At 51.2% G+C, this 18,018-nt stretch carries 16 protein-coding genes and 1 other annotated feature; of the genes, 10 read left to right on the plus strand and 6 right to left on the minus strand.

From position 1 onward, the window contains the following. Positions 1–11: 11 nt before the first annotated feature. From JNE38_RS12495 to JNE38_RS12515, 5 genes are all read left to right on the plus strand, one after another. A complete protein-coding gene (locus tag JNE38_RS12495) occupies positions 12–1,640 on the plus strand; it encodes a cytochrome c biogenesis protein ResB (RefSeq protein ID WP_203356842.1) in 1,629 nt (542 codons plus the stop codon). A gap of 25 nt (positions 1,641–1,665) precedes the next feature. Continuing rightward, positions 1,666–2,895: a c-type cytochrome biogenesis protein CcsB gene (gene ccsB / locus JNE38_RS12500; protein WP_203356843.1), complete on the plus strand. Its 1,230-nt coding sequence runs from the start codon at positions 1,666–1,668 to the stop codon at positions 2,893–2,895. A gap of 88 nt (positions 2,896–2,983) precedes the next feature. Further along, positions 2,984–3,700: a response regulator transcription factor gene (locus JNE38_RS12505; protein WP_203356844.1), complete on the plus strand. Its 717-nt coding sequence runs from the start codon at positions 2,984–2,986 to the stop codon at positions 3,698–3,700. Further along, positions 3,701–5,527: an ATP-binding protein gene (locus tag JNE38_RS12510; RefSeq protein WP_203356845.1), complete on the plus strand. Its 1,827-nt coding sequence runs from the start codon at positions 3,701–3,703 to the stop codon at positions 5,525–5,527. After that, entirely contained in the window at positions 5,505–6,641 is a 1,137-nt protein-coding gene (locus JNE38_RS12515; protein ID WP_203356846.1) for an HAD family hydrolase, read from the plus strand. Before JNE38_RS12510 ends, JNE38_RS12515 begins: the two co-directional genes overlap by 23 nt. Positions 6,642–6,703: 62 nt before the next feature. On the opposite strand, the gene JNE38_RS12520 is transcribed toward JNE38_RS12515, so the two are convergent. The 6 genes from JNE38_RS12520 to JNE38_RS12545 form a co-directional block, all read right to left on the minus strand. Further along, positions 6,704–6,979, minus strand: coding sequence for a hypothetical protein (locus JNE38_RS12520; protein ID WP_203356847.1), 276 nt, complete (start codon positions 6,977–6,979; stop codon positions 6,704–6,706). 12 nt (positions 6,980–6,991) lie between these two features. Further along, entirely contained in the window at positions 6,992–8,275 is a 1,284-nt protein-coding gene (locus JNE38_RS12525) for an ArsB/NhaD family transporter (RefSeq protein ID WP_203356848.1), read from the minus strand. A 127-nt stretch (positions 8,276–8,402) separates the two neighbouring features. Next, the gene (serA, locus tag JNE38_RS12530; protein ID WP_203356849.1) at positions 8,403–9,986 is read right to left on the minus strand and encodes a phosphoglycerate dehydrogenase; all 1,584 of its coding nucleotides are present in this window, start codon (positions 9,984–9,986) and stop codon (positions 8,403–8,405) included. Beyond that, on the minus strand, positions 9,979–11,133 hold the full coding sequence (locus tag JNE38_RS12535; RefSeq protein ID WP_203356850.1) for a pyridoxal-phosphate-dependent aminotransferase family protein: 1,155 nt from the start codon (positions 11,131–11,133) through the stop codon (positions 9,979–9,981). The genes serA and JNE38_RS12535 overlap by 8 nt, the downstream gene beginning before the upstream one ends. A 122-nt stretch (positions 11,134–11,255) precedes the next feature. Beyond that, positions 11,256–11,497, minus strand: a binding site (T-box leader). 363 nt (positions 11,498–11,860) lie between these two features. Then, positions 11,861–12,067, minus strand: coding sequence for a ferredoxin (locus JNE38_RS12540; protein ID WP_031305339.1), 207 nt, complete (start codon positions 12,065–12,067; stop codon positions 11,861–11,863). A gap of 103 nt (positions 12,068–12,170) precedes the next feature. Continuing rightward, a complete protein-coding gene (locus JNE38_RS12545; protein WP_203356851.1) occupies positions 12,171–13,088 on the minus strand; it encodes a hypothetical protein in 918 nt (305 codons plus the stop codon). Between the two features lie 63 nt (positions 13,089–13,151). On the opposite strand from JNE38_RS12545, the gene JNE38_RS12550 reads away from it, so the two are divergent. The 5 genes from JNE38_RS12550 (at position 13,152) to JNE38_RS12570 (ending at position 18,015) form a co-directional block, all read left to right on the plus strand. Then, positions 13,152–14,267 carry a YpbB family protein gene (locus JNE38_RS12550; RefSeq protein ID WP_203356852.1) on the plus strand — a complete coding sequence of 372 codons (1,116 nt, stop codon included), beginning with the start codon at positions 13,152–13,154 and terminating at the stop codon, positions 14,265–14,267. Beyond that, the gene (locus JNE38_RS12555; RefSeq protein WP_203356853.1) at positions 14,260–15,777 is read left to right on the plus strand and encodes a RecQ family ATP-dependent DNA helicase; all 1,518 of its coding nucleotides are present in this window, start codon (positions 14,260–14,262) and stop codon (positions 15,775–15,777) included. Before JNE38_RS12550 ends, JNE38_RS12555 begins: the two co-directional genes overlap by 8 nt. A 15-nt stretch (positions 15,778–15,792) precedes the next feature. Then, entirely contained in the window at positions 15,793–16,374 is a 582-nt protein-coding gene (locus JNE38_RS12560) for a CPBP family intramembrane glutamic endopeptidase (RefSeq protein ID WP_203356854.1), read from the plus strand. Continuing rightward, the gene (locus tag JNE38_RS12565) at positions 16,371–17,033 is read left to right on the plus strand and encodes a LysM peptidoglycan-binding domain-containing protein (protein WP_203356855.1); all 663 of its coding nucleotides are present in this window, start codon (positions 16,371–16,373) and stop codon (positions 17,031–17,033) included. The genes JNE38_RS12560 and JNE38_RS12565 overlap by 4 nt, the downstream gene beginning before the upstream one ends. A 61-nt stretch (positions 17,034–17,094) precedes the next feature. Next, positions 17,095–18,015: an NAD(P)/FAD-dependent oxidoreductase gene (locus JNE38_RS12570; RefSeq protein WP_343071617.1), complete on the plus strand. Its 921-nt coding sequence runs from the start codon at positions 17,095–17,097 to the stop codon at positions 18,013–18,015. Positions 18,016–18,018 lie beyond the last annotated feature (3 nt).

Consider the following 18,018-nt stretch of genomic DNA (forward strand, 5'->3'; position numbering starts at 1 on the left):
TGAGGATCAAAATGGATCAGCGAAAATGTGAATGTGGACATACCAATCCCATCGGGACGCTGCTCTGCGAATCTTGCGGTAAGCCGCTAGACATTGTTTTGGAGGAGCAGACACAATTCCCTGACATGCGCTACGAAGGGATGGCGCGCCGTTCCCAGACGTACACGAATAAAATCATCGATCGCGTCTGGAACTGGTTTTCTTCGGTCAAAATTGCAATCGGTATCATTGTGGTGATTTTGGTCGCCTCTGCAGTAGGAACCGTTTTCCCGCAGCAGCAGTACATACCTGTACCGGTCCCGACTGAAGCCGACGTGGCCCGTTTTTACACGGAGACGTACGGCAAGCTGGGTACCATCTATTACGAATTGGGCCTACACAACCTGTATTCTTCCTGGTGGTTTGTGACACTGCTGGTCATGCTCGGCACTTCTCTTGTGATCTGCAGCCTGGACCGCGTCATTCCCCTGTACAAAGCGCTGAAAAAGCCGAGACTCAATCAGCATAAGTCCTTTTTGAAGGGACAAAAGCTGTATGCAGAAGGGCCGATGCCGGAGAATGCGACTCAGGATGAGCTGCTGGTGAATGCGGCGCAGGTCCTACGAAAGAAAGGTTATCGCATCTTCACCACGGATCGCGCCTTGATGGCGGAAAAGGGGCGGTTTAGCCGCTGGGGGCCGTATATCAACCATATCGGATTGATTCTTTTCCTGATCGGTGTGCTGATGCGCAGTTTACCGGGCTTCTTCCTGGATGAATACGTTTGGGTGCGGGAAGGGCAGACCGTAGCGATTCCGGACACCCCGTATTACGTCAAAAACGTTTCGTACCATACGGAGTACTGGTCCGAGGAAGAAATGCCGGAGAAGCTTGATTTAAAAGGCGGAGTCATTCCGAAAAGCTTTCAGACAGATGCCATCTTGTACCTGAACAAAAATGCGGACTTGCCTGGTGCAAAGCCGGAATTGGTAGAAGTCAAAAACGGGCCGATCGTGGTAAACCATCCCATGGTACACGAGAGCCTGTACTTGTATCAATCAGGAGTTCAGGAAATGCAGCTGGGTGCTCTGAACTTTGACCTGGTAGACCAGAAGAATGGAAACAAGCTACTCGGTCAAATCAAGGTCGATCTGTACAATCCTGTCAAGGAGCAGGACCTCGGCAGTGGGGTCAAGGTCCGCACGCTGGACTACTTCCCGGATTTTATGATGGGCACAGACGGGAAGCCGGCTACGAAGACCAATTTGCCGAAAAATCCGATGGTCGCCCTCGAGATCTTGGGCGACAACGGGAAGATCAATGAGAAAATGGTGTATCTGCAAGGCTCCATCATCACTCAAAAATCAGATCCTCAGTACGCATTGGTCATCCGAAAACCTGACTTGATCGATATCACAGGATTGAATGTGCGGATGGATAAAGCTGTCCCGTTAATTTACTTCGGCTCGTTCATTTTCATGATCGGGGTCGTGATGGGCTTCTTCTGGCAGCATCGACGCATTTGGGTCCAGTTCCAGGAAGACAACGTACTTCTGGCAGGACATACCAACAAAAACTGGTTTGGCTTGCGCAGAGAAGTGGATGGCCTCATCGAACAGACGAAGCTGCCATTGACCATCGAAGAAAAAACAAAGGCGTAAAAAGCTTCAAGGAGGGACACAAGACGTGCAGTTCATCCAATTGAGTGACTGGTTATTGGATATTGCGTTTCTGCTCTACGTGCTCTCGTCCATTGTATTCGTCGTTGCTATGACGGGGAAGAACTGGGCGGGGCGCGACCCCAAGCAACATGAAACACGTTATGGACGAATCGCCTACTGGTTGGCGGTGATTGGCTTTATCGCTCAGACAGGATACGTAGTGACTCGCTGGATCGGCGGAGGACACAGCCCGACCAGTAACATGTTTGAGTTCATGGCATTCCTGGACTTCTGTATTATTCTTGCCTATCTCATTATTTACAGGATATACAAGCTGACCGTGATCGGGGCATTCGTATTGCCACTGGGAGTCATCATGCTGGCTTACTCCTATGTGTTCCCGAAAGACGTAACTCCGCTGATTCCGTCCCTGCAAAGCTATTGGCTGCATATTCATGTGACGACGGCGGCGCTGGGAGAAGGGATTTTGGCAGTAGGCTTCGCCGCTGGCTTGATGTATCTGATCCGCACGGTGCCCCAAGTCGTATCCACGAAAAGCACAAAGTGGCTCGAAGTCGTGCTCGCTGTCGTGTTGATGCTCGTAGGATTCATCGGAATGGAATCGACATTTGCCCGTATGGATCAAAAAACAGTATTTCAAATGAATAAGGAAATGCAAAATGCGATGGGGCAAATGGAAAAGCCGCAGGTGGAGTACACGATGCCTGCCATCGTCGCTCCAGCGGATGCCACTGTCATCCAGCAAGGACCGATGAATCCGCTGTTTACCGCTCCGACTTGGATGGAAGGAAAGGACGCAGCCCGCAAGCTAAACACCATGCTGTGGTCCGTGGTCGCGGGAGTCGTGCTGTACGGAGTATTGCGGCTGATCTTCCGCAAACGTCTGGGAGCCGTCATTCAGCCTTCCGTCGAGGGAATTGAGCCCGAGCTTTTGGATGAAATCAGCTATCGTGCAATCAGTATCGGCTATCCCGTATTCACACTGGGTGCACTGATTTTTGCCATGATCTGGGCACAGGAAGCATGGGGCCGCTTCTGGGGCTGGGACCCGAAAGAGGTATGGGCACTCATCGTCTGGCTGTTCTACAGTGCCTACTTGCACTTGCGTCTCTCGCGCGGGTGGGTTGGCGCCAAGTCAGCTTGGATGTCCGTCATTGGCTTTGTTATCATCTTGATTACACTTGTCGTAGTCAATCTGGTGATTGCCGGTTTGCACTCATACGCAGGTGTGTAATGAATCCGTAAAAAGCTGGTTTTACGACCAGCTTTTTGGACTATCTTCCATCGGTTATAAGAAATCAAAGGGCTAAGAGGTGTTGAGCATGGAGAAAATGGCACGGATCCTGGTAGTGGATGATGAAGAACGCATCCGCCGTCTGCTGAAAATGTATTTGGAAAGAGAAAACTTCCTGATCGATGAGGCGGATAATGGAGAACAGGCAGTCGAAATGGCCGTAGGCAGCGATTACGACATCATTTTGCTCGACTTAATGCTTCCAGGCATGGATGGTATCGAAGTCTGTCAACGCATCCGCGAATTCAAAGCTACCCCGATTGTCATGCTGACAGCAAAAGGGGAAGAGACCAATCGCGTGCATGGATTTGAAGCCGGGGTAGATGACTATGTCGTGAAACCGTTCAGTCCGCGCGAAGTGATGTATCGTGTGAAAGCGATCCTGCGTCGCTCTTCGGCTACCGCTTATTTAAAAACCGAGACCTTCAACAGTCACTCGGTGCTCGTTTTCCCTGAATTGACGATCGATCACGATGCGCATAAAGTCATCGCTAGCGGGCAAGAAGTGAGCCTGACGCCAAAAGAATACGAACTGCTGCATTACCTGGCACTCTCACCCGATAAAGTGTTCACGCGTGAGGAGCTGCTCAAGGATGTATGGCATTACGAGTTTTTCGGCGATTTGCGTACGGTAGATACACACATCAAGCGTTTGCGCGAAAAATTAAACCGCGTTTCCCCTCAGGCTGCAAACATGATTGCGACTGTGTGGGGCGTCGGCTACAAACTAGAGGTGCCTAAATAAGTGGACGTCTTTTTTCGCAGCGTAGTAGGAAAGCTATGGATGACGATTATCGCCTTGTTTGCGCTGGTCCTGACGATTTTTAGCTTGCTCATAGTCCAATCCTTCGACAGCTTCTACTCGAACAGGCAGACGAAAAATCTGCAGGAGTTGGCAGAGGGCTTGTCCAGCGGGTTGTCTGCCAGCGAGAATAGCGAGGGCGCATTGGAGATGGCGGCTACCTTTGGAGTCGTGCATCATACGGGAATGATCGTCTTGGACGAAAGAAAGAACGTGATGGGAAAGAGTGAGGGAAAAGGTCTTCCGGACATACCGGTCAATGTACTGCTGGAATCACCAGAGCTAAGGGTCCAGGATGCATTAGCCGGTAAGCACCCTGCTCCAGAGCGTCTTTACTTGCCGGTAGGTACTGGCGATCAAAAGAACCCGAATACAAGCGTGCAGATAATCGCGGTGGCAGTGCCCATGGAATATTCGGCTGGGAAGCAGGGGTCAGTCGTCATGTATCAGGCGATCGAAGATTTTGATGATACGGTGAATGAAGTCCGGTTTCTGATTTTCGTCGTCGGTGTGATCGCATTTGTATCCACTACGGTATTTGCATTCTTCCTCTCCTCGAGAATTACGATCCCGTTACGCCAGATGAAGGAAACCGCCCACCGGATTGCAGAAGGGGACTTTCATGCCGAGATTCCGATTCGCACAACCGACGAGCTCGGGGAGCTGGCAGCATCTTTCAACACGATGGCAACTCGGCTCAATCAACTGGTGGATGCTTTGTCCAAAGAGAAAGAACAGCTGGCGATTGTCCTGCGCAGTATGGTGGATGGTGTCGTGATGCTGGATGCGGAAGGCAAGATTGCCCTGACGAATCCACCGGCAGAGCGGTTTTTGCGAGATTGGAAATTCCAGTATTCGGATGAGCAAGTGCCGCTGTATGATATCTATCAGCAGGTCGTGCAGACCGGACAGGAAGTGACGGAAGACATCCCGCTGCAGGGAAGAATCTGGACCCTTGTCATGGTGCCCGTAAACGACCGGGAGCAAATTCGCGGCGCAGTTGCCGCTTTGCGCGACATGACGCAGGAACGCAAGCTGGATAAGATGCGCAACGATTTCGTAGCGAATGTCTCCCATGAACTTCGAACGCCTCTCTCCATGCTGCAGGGGTACAGCGAGGCGATCGTCGACGATATTGTCGCAACTCCAGAAGAGCATAAAGAACTGGCTCAAATCATTTATGATGAATCTGTCCGGATGACCAAGCTCGTCAATGAGCTGCTGAGTCTGGCGAGGATGGAAGCGGGACATGTGGAGCTGTTCCGGGAAACGCTTGAGCTGCGTCCGTATATGGAACGAATACAGCGCAAGTTTACGAATTTGGCGAGGGAGCGGGATATCAATCTGCTTCTGGAGATGTCAACCTCTCACAGTACGGTAAACATTGATCCTGATCGTATGGAACAAGTGTTGACCAATCTCATTGACAATGCTCTACGGCATACGCCAAGCAAAGGAAGCGTGACTATTCGAGCTCGTGGCGACAAGACGCTGCTGCTTGAAATCAGCGATACGGGCAGCGGTATCCCTCAGGAAGATCTGCCGTTTGTTTTTGAACGCTTTTACAAAGCCGACAAAGCCCGGACGCGCGGTCGGGTAGGAGGCACAGGTCTCGGTCTGGCCATTGCCAAGAACCTCGTCGAAGCGCACGGCGGGACAATCAGTGTGCAGAGCAAAGTGGGAGAGGGAACGACATTCACCATTGCGTTGTCGCTGCATACGAAAACAAACAGGAGTGTAGAGAGAGATGATCAAGACCATTCTTTTTGACGTTGACGGGGTTATGCTCAGTGAAGAGCGCTACTTTGATGCATCTGCCTTGACTGTCTGGGAAATGCTGTACAGCCCGCAGTACCTGGGTCTGAAAGCTGATTCTTTTACGCCCGCACCGGTAGAGTCTGACATTCGCCGGGTGCGTGAAGAGGTGTTTGCAAAAGATGAAGCTTTGAATCTGATCAAAGCACGCGGAATCAATTCCAACTGGGACATGGTGTTCCTAGCTTTCTCGTATCAACTGATACGTCTGGCGGAGGCTTTGGAGCCGCAGCTGGGATCAGAGGTCACCAGTCTGCTCAGCGGGCAAATTGGACGTGAAGAGCTTGCAAAGCTGAGAGAGTGGGGCGCTTCCCATGCGGCTGACTTCACAGTAGATTACGCTTCTTTCACACCTGATTTTGCCAAAGGCACCGCGCAAAAGGCTGAAATGCTGCTGTACCTGAACCAAGTCGCCAAAGAACGTTGTCGGGTCGATACAGAAATGTTCTCCCGCAACAGTGATTTGTGGCAGCTCTGTCAAGAAACATTCCAGGAATGGTACCTCGGTGATGAGCGGGTAGCAGCTTCCATCGGCCGCGAAACCATGCAAACGGGTAAAAAAGGCTTCCTGACCGACGAAATTCCAATCGTCCCTCCCGCGGAGATGATCGATCTGTTCCGGACTCTGAAAGAAAAAGGCTACACGCTGGGAATTGGAACCGGACGTCCAACCATCGAAACGCATGTTCCGCTGACAGAAATGAACGTACTCGAATGGTTTGATCCGAATCGTGTGGTAACCGCCTCTCACGTACTGGAAGCGGAAGAGGAGTATCCAGACTTTGCGCCGATGTCCAAGCCTCATCCATTCTCCTACGTAAAAGGCTTGCTCGGCTTGTCTGCGCCAAACAGTGAAGTCTTCAGCTTCTCCCTGCCGATCGCGAACGGGGAAGAAGTGCTGATCGTAGGGGACTCCCCGGCAGACTTCCTGGCTGCACGTTCGATCGGCTGTAAATTCGCTGCCACCCTCACTGGCTTGTCCGGGCAAGAGGCTCGCGCCAAGTTTGAAGAAGTGAAAGCGGATTACATTCTCGATGATGTCAGAGACATCCTTTCGATCCTGGAATAAAACAGTAACGAAGAAGACTCCACCGAAGTGTATCGGCGGAGTCTTTTTCGATTCTGGCAGCGCTAGTTCCACTGAAGCGATTTCAGGCATTGGAAACGAAAAGCATGCATTAAAAAAGCGGGAATCATGTCTTTCCGCACGATGACTTCATAGCTTCCGTCTTCGTGGGAGTAAAACAGGACATCCGTATAATCTTTGTTTTCATCGAAGTACGAGCGGACTTGCTTCAGGCGCTTGCGCATGTCTTCGGATTTGACCACAATCTGATAGGCCGTATCAGCTGGATTGACGATCTCTTTTATGTCGATCAAGCCTTCGTCAAATGTGTAGTGCAGCATTCGCATTCCTCCTTACCAGATAAAATATCGTAGGTACACGTACAGATGAGAGATGATGATGGAGATGATCATCAATGGAAAAGCGACTTTCAGGAAGCCCATAAAGCTGATATTGAAGCCTTCCTTGGAAGCCAGACCGGCAACGATGACGTTTGCACTGGCGCCGATCAGCGTACCGTTACCACCCAGACATGCCCCGAGCGCGAGGCTCCACCATAGCGGCTCCAGATTGGTGATACCGAGAGCTCCCATTTCTTTGATCATAGGGATCATGGTGGCGACGAATGGGATATTATCGACAAATGCCGATGCAATCGCACTCAGCCATAGGATGAGGAGAGAGGTATGCAACGGATCTCCACCCGTCAGCTTGATCGCTTCGCCTGCCAGCTTGGCGATGACACCGGTTTCAACCAGGCCAGATACCAGAACGAACAACCCGATAAAGAAGAAGATGGTATTCCATTCGACCTTGCTGATGGCATCTTCCAAGTAATGCTCGCCGGTTAACAAGAGCAAGAGGAATGCGCCAGTAAGTGCGATGGTCGCGGATTCCAGATGAAGGGCACCGTGCAGCATAAACCCGATGATGGTCAAGGCCATGACGGTCAGCGACTTTTTCAGCAAAACGGTATCCGTGATCTCATCCCGCTCATTCAGCTGCATGATCTTGGCGCTCAGCTCTGGTGAAGTTACCAGCTGCTTGCGGTAAATGAGAACGAAACAGAGGATCGTCACTGCCATAATCACAATAACGACAGGAGCCAGATTCACCATAAAGGCCATGAAGTCCAGCTCAGGCACCGCGCTGCCGATCATGATGTTGGGAGGATCCCCAATCAAGGTGGCGGTCCCGCCCGCATTTGATGCAATAATCTCACTAATCAAGAAAGGGATCGGGTTCAATTGCAGCTGCCGTGCGATGCTGAAGGTGACAGGCACAATCAACAATACAGTCGTCACATTGTCCAGAAATGCGGACGCGACTGCAGTAATAATACTGAGGTAGACCAGGATGCGGATCGGTTGCCCCTTGGCTGCCTTCGCCGCACGGATGGCGACATACTTGAAAACTCCAGTCTGAGCGGTAACCGCGACCAGGATCATCATTCCGATGAGCAATCCCAGGGTGTTGAAATCAATGTGATGGATCGCTTGCTCCTGGGATACGATCCCAAACAGGACCATGAGGATTCCGCCGGACATCGCCACAATGGTGCGGTGGAGTTTTTCACTGATAATGAATGCGTAGGTTACTAAAAAGATGCCGATGGCGAATAACGCCTGGTTCGTCATAGTAAGCTCCTTTCTCATGCAAAGCTGCAAAGTTGTCTTGTCCTATTATATCCATAAGGAAAAAAAGGGTAAAGGAAAAGACCCGGTTTTTAGGCCGGGTCTTTTCGCGCTGGTATGAATAGCAATCTTACAGCTCGATTTGCGTGACGCTTTTCACTTCTGCCAAATCGCCCATCGTGTCCAGCAGCTCAGCCGTCAACGGTTTATCGACGGACAGCATCATGATCGCATCTCCACCAACGTCACGGCGACCCACCTGCATCGTAGCGATGTTCACGCTGTTTTCCCCGAGGATGGAGCCGACGCGCCCGATTACCCCTGGACGGTCGTTGTGGTGAATGTAGAGCAGGTAGCCTTCCGGAGCAACGTCAATGGCATAATCATCAATTTTCACGATGCGTGCGCCATATCCGTTCAATCTGGTACCCGCTACGGAACGCGTTTCTTGCGTTGTTTTCAAAGTGACGGTCAGCAAATTCGTAAAGCCCTTGTTCTGAGCAGCTTTTTGCTCGGTAACGGTAATGTCGCGAACTTTTGCCAGCAAAGGAGCGTTGACGAAGTTCACTTCTTCGCCGAGGCGGAAGGAGAGAACACCTTTCAATACAGTCCGAGTCAGAGGCGATGTATCGACATCTGTCAATTCGCCGCTGTACTTGATTTCCACCTCGGAAATCGATCCAACGGTCACCTGAGCCAGGAAGTGACCCAATTTTTCACCGAGAGTGAAGTATGGCTGCACCTTTTCCATCACGTGAGCAGGGATGGAAGGCAGGTTTACCGCGTTTTTGAACGGTTGGCCGCGCAATACCTTGAGGATTTCCTCAGATACGTCTACCGCCACGTTTTCTTGCGCCTCGATGGTAGATGCACCCAGGTGAGGAGCCGTAACGACTCTTGGATGACCGACCAGTGGATTGTCTACTGGCGGTTCGACTTCGTATACGTCGAGAGCGGCACCTGCTACCTTTCCTGTTGTGATTGCTTCGTACAGGGCCTTCTCGTCGATAATTCCACCGCGGGCGCAGTTGATGATCCGAACGCCGTCCTTCATTTTCGCAAACTCGCGGGAGCTGATGATGTGGCGAGTTTCCTTGGTCAATGGTGTGTGCACGGTAATGAAATCAGCGCTGCGGCAGATCTCATCTACAGTTGCATTGGTGACACCCATTTTTTGCGCGCGCTCTTCGGTCAGGAACGGGTCGAAGCCCATGACGGTCATACCGAATGCTTTTGCACGTTTGGCTACTTCAGAGCCGATACGGCCCATACCGAGAATGCCGAGGACCTTGTTGTTCAGCTCGACACCTTGGAAGCTTTTGCGATCCCAGGTGCCATCCACGAGCTTCTTGTGAGCTTGCGGGATATTGCGGGCGACGGCCATCAGCATGGCAAAGGAATGCTCCGCAGTGGAGATGGTATTCCCGTCTGGAGCGTTGATGACAGGGATCCCCGCTTGTGTCGCTGCATTGATATCGATATTGTCTACGCCAACACCGGCACGTCCCACTGCTTTCAGCTTCTTGCCTGCAGCCAGAACTTCCGCAGTCACTTGTGTTTGGCTGCGCACGAGCAGCGCGTCGTAATCGGCAATCTCTACGAGCAGATCGGTAGGGGAGAGGTCCGTTTTGCGGACGACTTCTACATCTGGAGCGTCCAGCAATTGTTGAATTCCGAATTCGCTAAGCGGGTCTGTAATCAGTACTTTATGCATGTGCGATGAGCACCTCCTGAGCAGCTTTTACACCGGCACCCAGTTCTACTGGAGCGCCAATTTTGTGGAGCGACATTTCGATGGCAGCGATCACTTGCAGAACATCGAGCGGCTCGCAGTATCCCATGTGGCCAATGCGGAAGATTTTCCCTTTGAGGTGCTGCTGTCCGCCAGCAATCGAAATGTTGTAGTGCTTGGTCAATGCTTTGCGCATGGCCTCTGCGTCGAAAGCGCCTTGCGGGTCGCAGGAAGTAACGGTAGTTGCTGCGTAGGCATCTTCAGCCATCAGCTTGATGTTCAGGGCTCTCATCGCGGCGCGAGTCATGTCACGCATCAGCTCGTGGCGCTTCACGATGGCATCCAGGCCTTCTTCCTCCAAGATGTCGAGGACTTCGGCGAGGCCGAAAATCAGCGATACAGCTGGAGTATATGGCGTTGTTTGGTCCTTCATGCTTTTGCGGTACGCTTTGAGATCCAGGTAAAACGCAAGGGACTTGTTGTTATCGATCACGCTCCAGGCACGCTCGCTGGCTGCCAGGAAAGCAAGGCCGGTAGGGAGCATGAAAGCCTTTTGGGAACCGGTCACGACGATGTCTACACCCCAGGCATCCATTTCGCATGGAACAGCGCCCAGGCAGCTCACGGCATCCACGATGAACAGGGCATCAGACTGCTTGCGGATGACTTGAGCCAGTTCAGCAATCGGGTTTTGCACGCCAGTCGATGTCTCGCAGTAAGTCGCAAACACAGCTTTTACCTGTGGCTTTTCCTTCAGGAATGCGTCCAGCTTCTCTGGTGTTACCGCTTCGCCCCAAGGAACCTCGAGACGGTGGGCGACCACGCCGTAACGCTCACAAATTTTTGCAAATCTTTCGCCGAAATTGCCGCTGACGAGAATAGCTGCTTCATCACCAGGTTGAAGTGTATTGACAACGCCCATTTCCAGAGCGCTGGTTCCGCTGCCTGCGATAATGTACACGTCTTGCTGAGTTCCGAAGTAAGGTTTCAAACGCTCAGCCGTGCGAGCAAACAATGCAGAGAATTTTCCGCTGCGGTGTCCCATCATCGGTTGGTTCATCGCTTGTTGCACGCGAGGTGGGATAGGCGTAGGACCTGGAATTCGCAAGATCTGTTTGTCAGTAAACATGTTCTCTCTCCTCCTAAATATGAATGCGATGTAGGACTTTCACACTTAGACGCATCAGCGTGGTCAAGTGAAGAAAGCATATAAAAAACCTCCCGTTCCCACACTGCTCCTATTACAGAACAGTGAGGGACGAGAGGCTTTGCTTCGCGGTGCCACCCTCATTTACCCTTCTTTTCTCAAAGAAGAGCCTTGCTAGGTACGTGACCTAAAGAGATAACGGATCTACCGTTCGCGCCTACTGAATCAAGATATTCGACGCAACAGCTCGGAAGTGCTTATCTGTGTGGGGAACCGCCGATTCGCAGCTACCATCGGCTCTCTGAGGGTTTCCGTTTACACAGCGTTTCTTCGTCATCGCTGTTTGATTATGTGTCTCGTAAGATTTGTACTTACGATATCACGGCAAAAAGGGTAACGTCAAGCACAAAAAACGGAAAAAGAGAACATTGCTTTTAAAAAAATGTTTATCGTTCGTAAATAAAGGTTAATTCAAAAGGGCCAAACGACTTGAAATGACCAAAATACGAACGTTAAGATATTCATCTCACAAAAAGTGGGAAAAGGGGATTTTAATGTTCGGGTTTTCAGGCACTTTTATTGTATCGAAAAAGAAGAAAAGTGGAAACGGAAAAATGCTGATCATCCGTTCACTATTGATTGTGAAGAAACTGAAAAACCTCTCGTGCACGGGGTGCAGAGAGGTTTTCTTTCCATGTAAATGGAATGACTATTCCACTTTGATAGAATCAGTTGGGCATCCTTCTGCGGCGTCGCGAACGTCGTCTTGAAGGATATCCGGGATTTCAACGCTGTTTGCATTGTCGTCCAGCTTGTTGAAGGCCAAGCCTTCATCGTCGTAGTCAAATACGTCAGGAGCAGTTGCTCCACAGGCGCCGCAAGCAATGCAAGTATCTTTATCTACCCATGTTGTCATCGTGGTTTCACCTCCCATTACGAAGTGGTACGTCCACTATCATAGACCATTGTATGCTCTTGCTCAAAAGATTTCAAGATTGAATCAGTCTAAAAATGTACGACTACTTGTAAAGCGGGATTTCGGGAGCTTGCAACTTGGAGTAGAGACTGCCGCTCATTTGCTTAAAGTCACCCGGATGAATGGCATCTGTAGCGTTCAACAGACGGACAGCACTGCCAACGTCTTGGATCCCCAATGATTGGGCTTCATTGGTGCCGACCAATTTATCGATCCTTGCAGTCACGTCTTCCGGATTGTAGCTTTTCCATTGCTTATTAGCAGACATGACCGCAGCCGCCAAAAATGTACGGTAATGGAAGGGATATTGCTTCCATTGAGCGGTGCTCACCGTCTGTGGCAATGATTTCGGCAATGGCTGCTTCACTACGTATGCCGATTCCCAGGCTGCAATGGCGTGATACATCATTTCTTGCGCCGTCAGCCAGCTGTTTTGGGAAAGAGTCAAGCGAGTGGTGATGGCAGCTGGGGTGAGGGCATTACTATTCTGATCGGATCGAACCTGCTCCATACTATCCAAATAAGCCCGTACGCTGTTCGTAAAATTCGCGTGTGCTTGCACCAGCATGGGAGAAGTGGGAAGAGGGACTTCCTTTTCCAAGGCTTTCAAGGTTTGCTCAGCCGTCTTTGTCAGTTGCTTCAGCGAATCGGACTGTTCACCTTTTTCCAGGGAAGGCCATTTCGCCATCAGGTCAAAATGAGCTTCCTTCAATTCGAGCAGCGGTGCGTAAAGAGCGTAGTAAAAACGGATGAAGTCTTGCTCGTTATAGAGCTTTTGCTCTTTTAACAGCTTGTCTTTGGCGGCTTCTTTTTGCTGTGTTTCCAGTGCCGCTGCGCGCTCGGATTCGATCTGTGATTTCATGTAATGGGCGCCGAAAAAAAATCCACCAACCGAGCAAGCAAGTGATATGATGATCATATAAGCCATCATAAATTCTGATTTTTTCAATCGTTTTGTCATAAAACTCCCCCAAATGAAAATTGCTGCCAATGAATAATAGATAGATCAGTTAAAGGAGTACCAATGAACAATCGGAGCATTACGGCACAGGATTTCTATTGCGCTGTCGCCTTAAACGCCTTGATTCCTCTTGCCAATGAGCGAACGCTCCAGGCAGCTTACTACATTCTGCGAGGCAGGAGGGCAAACCAGACTCTGCAAGATATACATTTGTACCACCTTTATCCGTATTATCGGATGTTTCCCCGTTTTTCAAAAGAGGATTGGGATAAAATTGTTTCAACTTTGTTGCAGGGTGCCCTCATTGAGCATCTGGAAGTGACGGCTGCAAACGGAAAACCGTCATTTCTCGTAACCGAAAAAGGAAGAGATCAGGCGAGGGAATGGAGAACTCAATTTCAGCTCGATCTTTGGCTAGCTCCGTTCACGGATTCCACCATGGCTGCGAGAATGGAGCTGTTTTGGCAGCGTCTGCATTTGCTCGTGCAAACCATTTCCCAGATTCTCGCAGAAGATATGGGATTTTTGCCAGTCGTGTCAGATAAAAAAATCCAGCAGTGGGTAAAAGCGCAAGTTGCAGGCTCTTCCGATCGAGACCAGTGGAAACGCTTCCTGAGAGAAGAGCTTTATCATCTCTGGAGCCCTTTTCCAGCGGAAGTCCAAGCACTTTTGGTCAGACAGCTGTCTGGTGCAGCTCAAGTGGGAAAAACCTTGAGCCAGCTAGCGATGCAGCAAAACGAGCTCGCAGCCCATCTGCTCCTGAAATTTCGCTACGGTCTCGCTCAGTCGGTTCAGCGGCTGGAGGGTGAGAAAGCGCACTTTCCTTATCTTTCTCGTCTTGTCAGTCAAGCAGACAGGCTGGATACACGCTTAACGGAGAGCGCGGCACGCACCTATGCGTTGATCCAGAAAGGATGGGGCGTCGAGCAGATTGCCAAGTCAAGAAATGTCAAGGTGAGTACAGTCGAGGATCATCTGGCAGAAATTGCACTCCGATGCCCGGAGTGGGACTGTCGCTCGTATCTGGATCCACAGCTGGGAGCGCAAATTATGCGAGTGAGTGAAGCGCTGCAGACGAGCAGGCTGCGCTTGATCAAGGATCAGCTGGGGACAGGTGTCTCCTATTTGCAAATTCGTCTGGCGTTGGCGCGCAGACAAGGAGGTGCGGCGGATGAATGAGCAGCTGCTGGATAATTTGCAGGCTCATTTTGGTCATAGCTCGTTTCGACCAGGCCAGGAAGACATCATCTCGCGTGTAATGGAAGGAAGGAATGTGCTGGCGATTCTCGCGACGGGCGGCGGGAAATCCATCACGTACCAGCTGCCTGCCTTGCTTTTGCCGGGAATCACGGTAGTGGTATCGCCGCTCATTTCGCTCATGATGGATCAAGTACAGCAACTGCGCACGCGCAGAAAAATCCCTGCGACCTATCTGAATAGCTCCCAGGATTACAGTGAATCGCGGGATGTGCTGCGAGAGCTTGCGAATGGAGCGTACAAGCTCTTGTATGTGTCTCCCGAAAAACTCCAGCAGCCCTACGTTCAAGCAGTGCTAAAACGCGTGGGAGTTTCGCTGGTTGCGATTGATGAAGCGCATTGTATTTCCCAATGGGGTCACGATTTTCGCACGGATTATTTACGGCTTCCGGACGCGATCCGGCAATTGGGAAATCCGACCGTGCTTGCGGTCACTGCAACAGCTACTGCGGATGTCCGCCATGAAATCGGGAAGCTCTTCCAGATCGAATCCAGCGACATGATCGTACAGGCGCTCAATCGGGCAAACATCGCCCTAGATCTGATTGCTGCGCCAGACGAGGGCGAGCGCAGGGAGCAAGTGCTGAGAATGATGGACGAGCTGGAGGGTCCGGGTATCGTTTATTGCAGCACACGCCAAGCAGTCGAAGTCCTCGTTGCCTCGTATCAGCTGGAGGGTAGCAAAAGGATTCACGGCTATCATGGCGGGATGGAGAGCATGGAGAGGGTCCTCATACAATCGCAGTTTTTGGCAGACGAACTGGATGTGATCATCGCGACCAATGCATTTGGCATGGGGATTGACAAGCCCAATATTCGTTACGTGATCCATTATCAGATGCCTGCCAGCATGGAGGCGTACGCCCAGGAAATCGGACGTGTCGGCCGAGATGGAGGACCGGGATATGCCGTTCTCTTTCACGTAAGCGAGGACTTGCAGATTCACCAGCACATGGTGGAGAAAGAATACCCGACGCAATTGCAGGTCATGCAATTTTACCAATGGGCCCAAACGGCGAAGGACAAACCCGGGAGTGAAGCTTTGGCGGCAGTCGACCTGACAGAAGAAATGGTTCAGCTTCTTACGTTTTACACTGAACAAGCAGGATTATCCGCAGAAGTGGCAGCGACGACAGAGGAAATGCAGGATCATGTGAGGAGAATTTGGGAACAGACGGAAAAGCGCAAACGGTTGAAGAAACAAAAGCTGTTCGAAATGCTGTCTTATGTAGAAGGAACGGATGATTGCTTGCGCAAGAAGCTGAATCGCTATTTCGGCGAAGATCAGACTGCGTATTCCTTGTACTGCTGCTCGCGCTGCGGCTTGGAGAAACAAGCTTACGAGGGGAAATCCTCAGTTGCGCATGGAAAGAATCTCGAAAACTCTTGGGATTTGAGGCAGGCGTTGGAGTATCTTTTGCCGAAAAACTAAAGGAGGAAAATACCAGTGAAGGACAGTGGGCAAGAGATGGATGAAGCTAATCTACGGTTAAATCTCTGGCTGACACAAGGCTTGGTACTGGCGATTGCTGCAGGTAGCAGTTTCTTTTTTCATGGAGTAAACGGAACAAGAGAACTGTTTGTCCCGCCAGGCTGGCACGGCATCGGAATGGCGGCAGGTGTTGCCCTTTTGATTGTGCTCGCCAGTATTGCGATGGACCGTTATCTGCCGAGCAGCTGGCAGGATGATGGATCCGTGAATGAAATGGTCTTTGGCAATCTATCCCCATGGATGACGACGCTCGTATGCATTTCGGTTGGAGTCGGGGAAGAATGGCTGTTCCGCGGTGTCGTCCAGTCATTCGTTGGAAACGTTTGGACGAGTGTCATTTTCACAGTGATTCACGTCCGCTATCTGAAAAAGCCGCTCCTGTTTATCAGCGTCTTCCTTACCAGTCTATTATTAGGCTGGCTGTTTCAGCGGGAGGGGACGCTTTGGCCTTCGATTTTCGCGCATATTGCGATTGATTTGCTGCTGGCTTTTTACCTTCAGTACACGCTAAAGAAAGGAAAGGGGGAGGAACAGTGACTATCGAACCGACAGGATTGCCGCCTCGTGGCTCCCGAAAAAAGCAAACAAGAAGCCCGGTTTCGCTGAAAAAGCTATTACAATCTGGCTTGGTTCTGTTCGGTGCCCTGTTTTTCGGATTGATTGGTATCGAATTGTACCAGGCGAAAATGACTCACCCCTCCGCTGCGGAAGGCACCCCAGTGGTAAATGCCGAGAAGCCGACGGATGTGCAGGGTGCACCTGCTTCGGAACAGACTACTGCCGCTCTCCCAGCAGCTGCCAGGCAACCAGCACAGCCGGCTCCTTCCGTAACGGAGCCGCCAACGACAAAGCCATCGGCTGAAGCTGCTCCTTCTACAGCAGCTGCTCCATCGGCTGTGCAGATTGTGGGCTCTGCGCCCCCCAAGCAAGCGGGAATAAAGGAAGCGACCGGGAAAACGACTTCTGTAAGCAAGCCTGTGACCGATGCGAGAAAGGCGGAAGCCCCAATAGCTAAGGCGTCAGAAAAGCCAAAGGCAGTCAAGCATGTGGTGCAAAAGGGGGAGACGCTCTATATGCTATCCCGCAAATACTACGGCAACAACTCCAGTGTGGCGCGAATTGCTAATTACAATGGAATGTCCCTCGAAGCCCAACTGACAGCAGGAACAGTCGTGATGGTGCCAATCTCCAAGTAATCGTCTGGCGTTTTCCGGGTAATGCTATGGGAAAATGGCAGACGACGGATGGAGAGTGTTTGTGAGATACGATACGATCATCGTGGGTGGAGGGATTGGCGGCTTGCAGACAGCCATCCAGCTGGCGAGAAGCTTGCGCCGTGTTGCAGTTGTGGACATTCCAGGGGGCAGGTCGACTGTGGCGAAAGCTTACCGCAATGTACTGGGGTTCCCGGATGGGATCAGTGGAGAAGGCTTGCGCAAGATCGGCAGGGAGCAGGCTGTAAAATACGGCGCGATCCTTATTGAGGACGAAGTGACTCGTCTGGAAGGAAATCCCGATCATAGCTTTTTCGTACATACGAAAGACGGACATGCTCCGCTGCAAACACGGACGCTCGTCCTTGCGACAGGCATTCGCGATCCTTTTCCCACGATTCCCGGGATTCAGGAATGTCTGGGAACCTCCACCTTTCTTTGCCCGGACTGTGACGGCTTCGAATCTGTTGAGCAAAACACGGCAGTGATCGGTGCGTTTCCGCAAGCAATGGAGATGGCTGATGAGCTTTCGTTTTATACCTCGAAGATCTTCCTTGTCAATCACGCAAAGAGCCCTGTGGAACCCGAGATAAGGGAAGAAATCTCCCGAAAAGGGTATTCGCTTGTGGACCAGACTGTGGACCAGCTGCTGCATGTAGAGGGCAGGCTGCGCGGTCTCATCCTGGCTTCTGGGGACCGTCTGGAGGTGAACCGGGCATTTTTATCGTTTCCCGGTGCGAAGGTGCAGACAAGCCTTTTAGAACCCTTTTCTGTACAGCTCAATGAAAAAGGACATGTCCTCACCAATCCGCGGACTAAAGAAACAGACCATCCTAATCTCTGGGCTGTAGGGGACATTACCTTGCATTCGCAGCAAGTGGCCATAGCCATGGGAGATGGAGCGCTGGCCGCCATCTGGATTCAAAAACGCTTACGTGAACAAGATCAGTCAGAGCGCCGCTAGACG

It is taken from the genome of Brevibacillus choshinensis, assembly GCF_016811915.1.
Lineage (GTDB): Bacteria > Bacillota > Bacilli > Brevibacillales > Brevibacillaceae > Brevibacillus > Brevibacillus choshinensis_A.

Coding starts and splice junctions, on each gene's coding strand:
- JNE38_RS12505 (WP_203356844.1), top strand. CDS start 2,984: ATGGAGAAAATGGCACGGATCCTGGTAGTGGATGATGAAGAACGCATC.
- JNE38_RS12550 (WP_203356852.1), top strand. CDS start 13,152: ATGAACAATCGGAGCATTACGGCACAGGATTTCTATTGCGCTGTCGCC.
- JNE38_RS12535 (WP_203356850.1), bottom strand. CDS start 11,133: ATGTTTACTGACAAACAGATCTTGCGAATTCCAGGTCCTACGCCTATC.
- JNE38_RS12555 (WP_203356853.1), top strand. CDS start 14,260: ATGAATGAGCAGCTGCTGGATAATTTGCAGGCTCATTTTGGTCATAGC.
- JNE38_RS12540 (WP_031305339.1), bottom strand. CDS start 12,067: ATGACAACATGGGTAGATAAAGATACTTGCATTGCTTGCGGCGCCTGT.
- JNE38_RS12545 (WP_203356851.1), bottom strand. CDS start 13,088: ATGACAAAACGATTGAAAAAATCAGAATTTATGATGGCTTATATGATC.
- JNE38_RS12495 (WP_203356842.1), top strand. CDS start 12: ATGGATCAGCGAAAATGTGAATGTGGACATACCAATCCCATCGGGACG.
- serA (WP_203356849.1), bottom strand. CDS start 9,986: ATGCATAAAGTACTGATTACAGACCCGCTTAGCGAATTCGGAATTCAA.
- JNE38_RS12520 (WP_203356847.1), bottom strand. CDS start 6,979: ATGCTGCACTACACATTTGACGAAGGCTTGATCGACATAAAAGAGATC.
- JNE38_RS12515 (WP_203356846.1), top strand. CDS start 5,505: ATGATCAAGACCATTCTTTTTGACGTTGACGGGGTTATGCTCAGTGAA.
- JNE38_RS12525 (WP_203356848.1), bottom strand. CDS start 8,275: ATGACGAACCAGGCGTTATTCGCCATCGGCATCTTTTTAGTAACCTAC.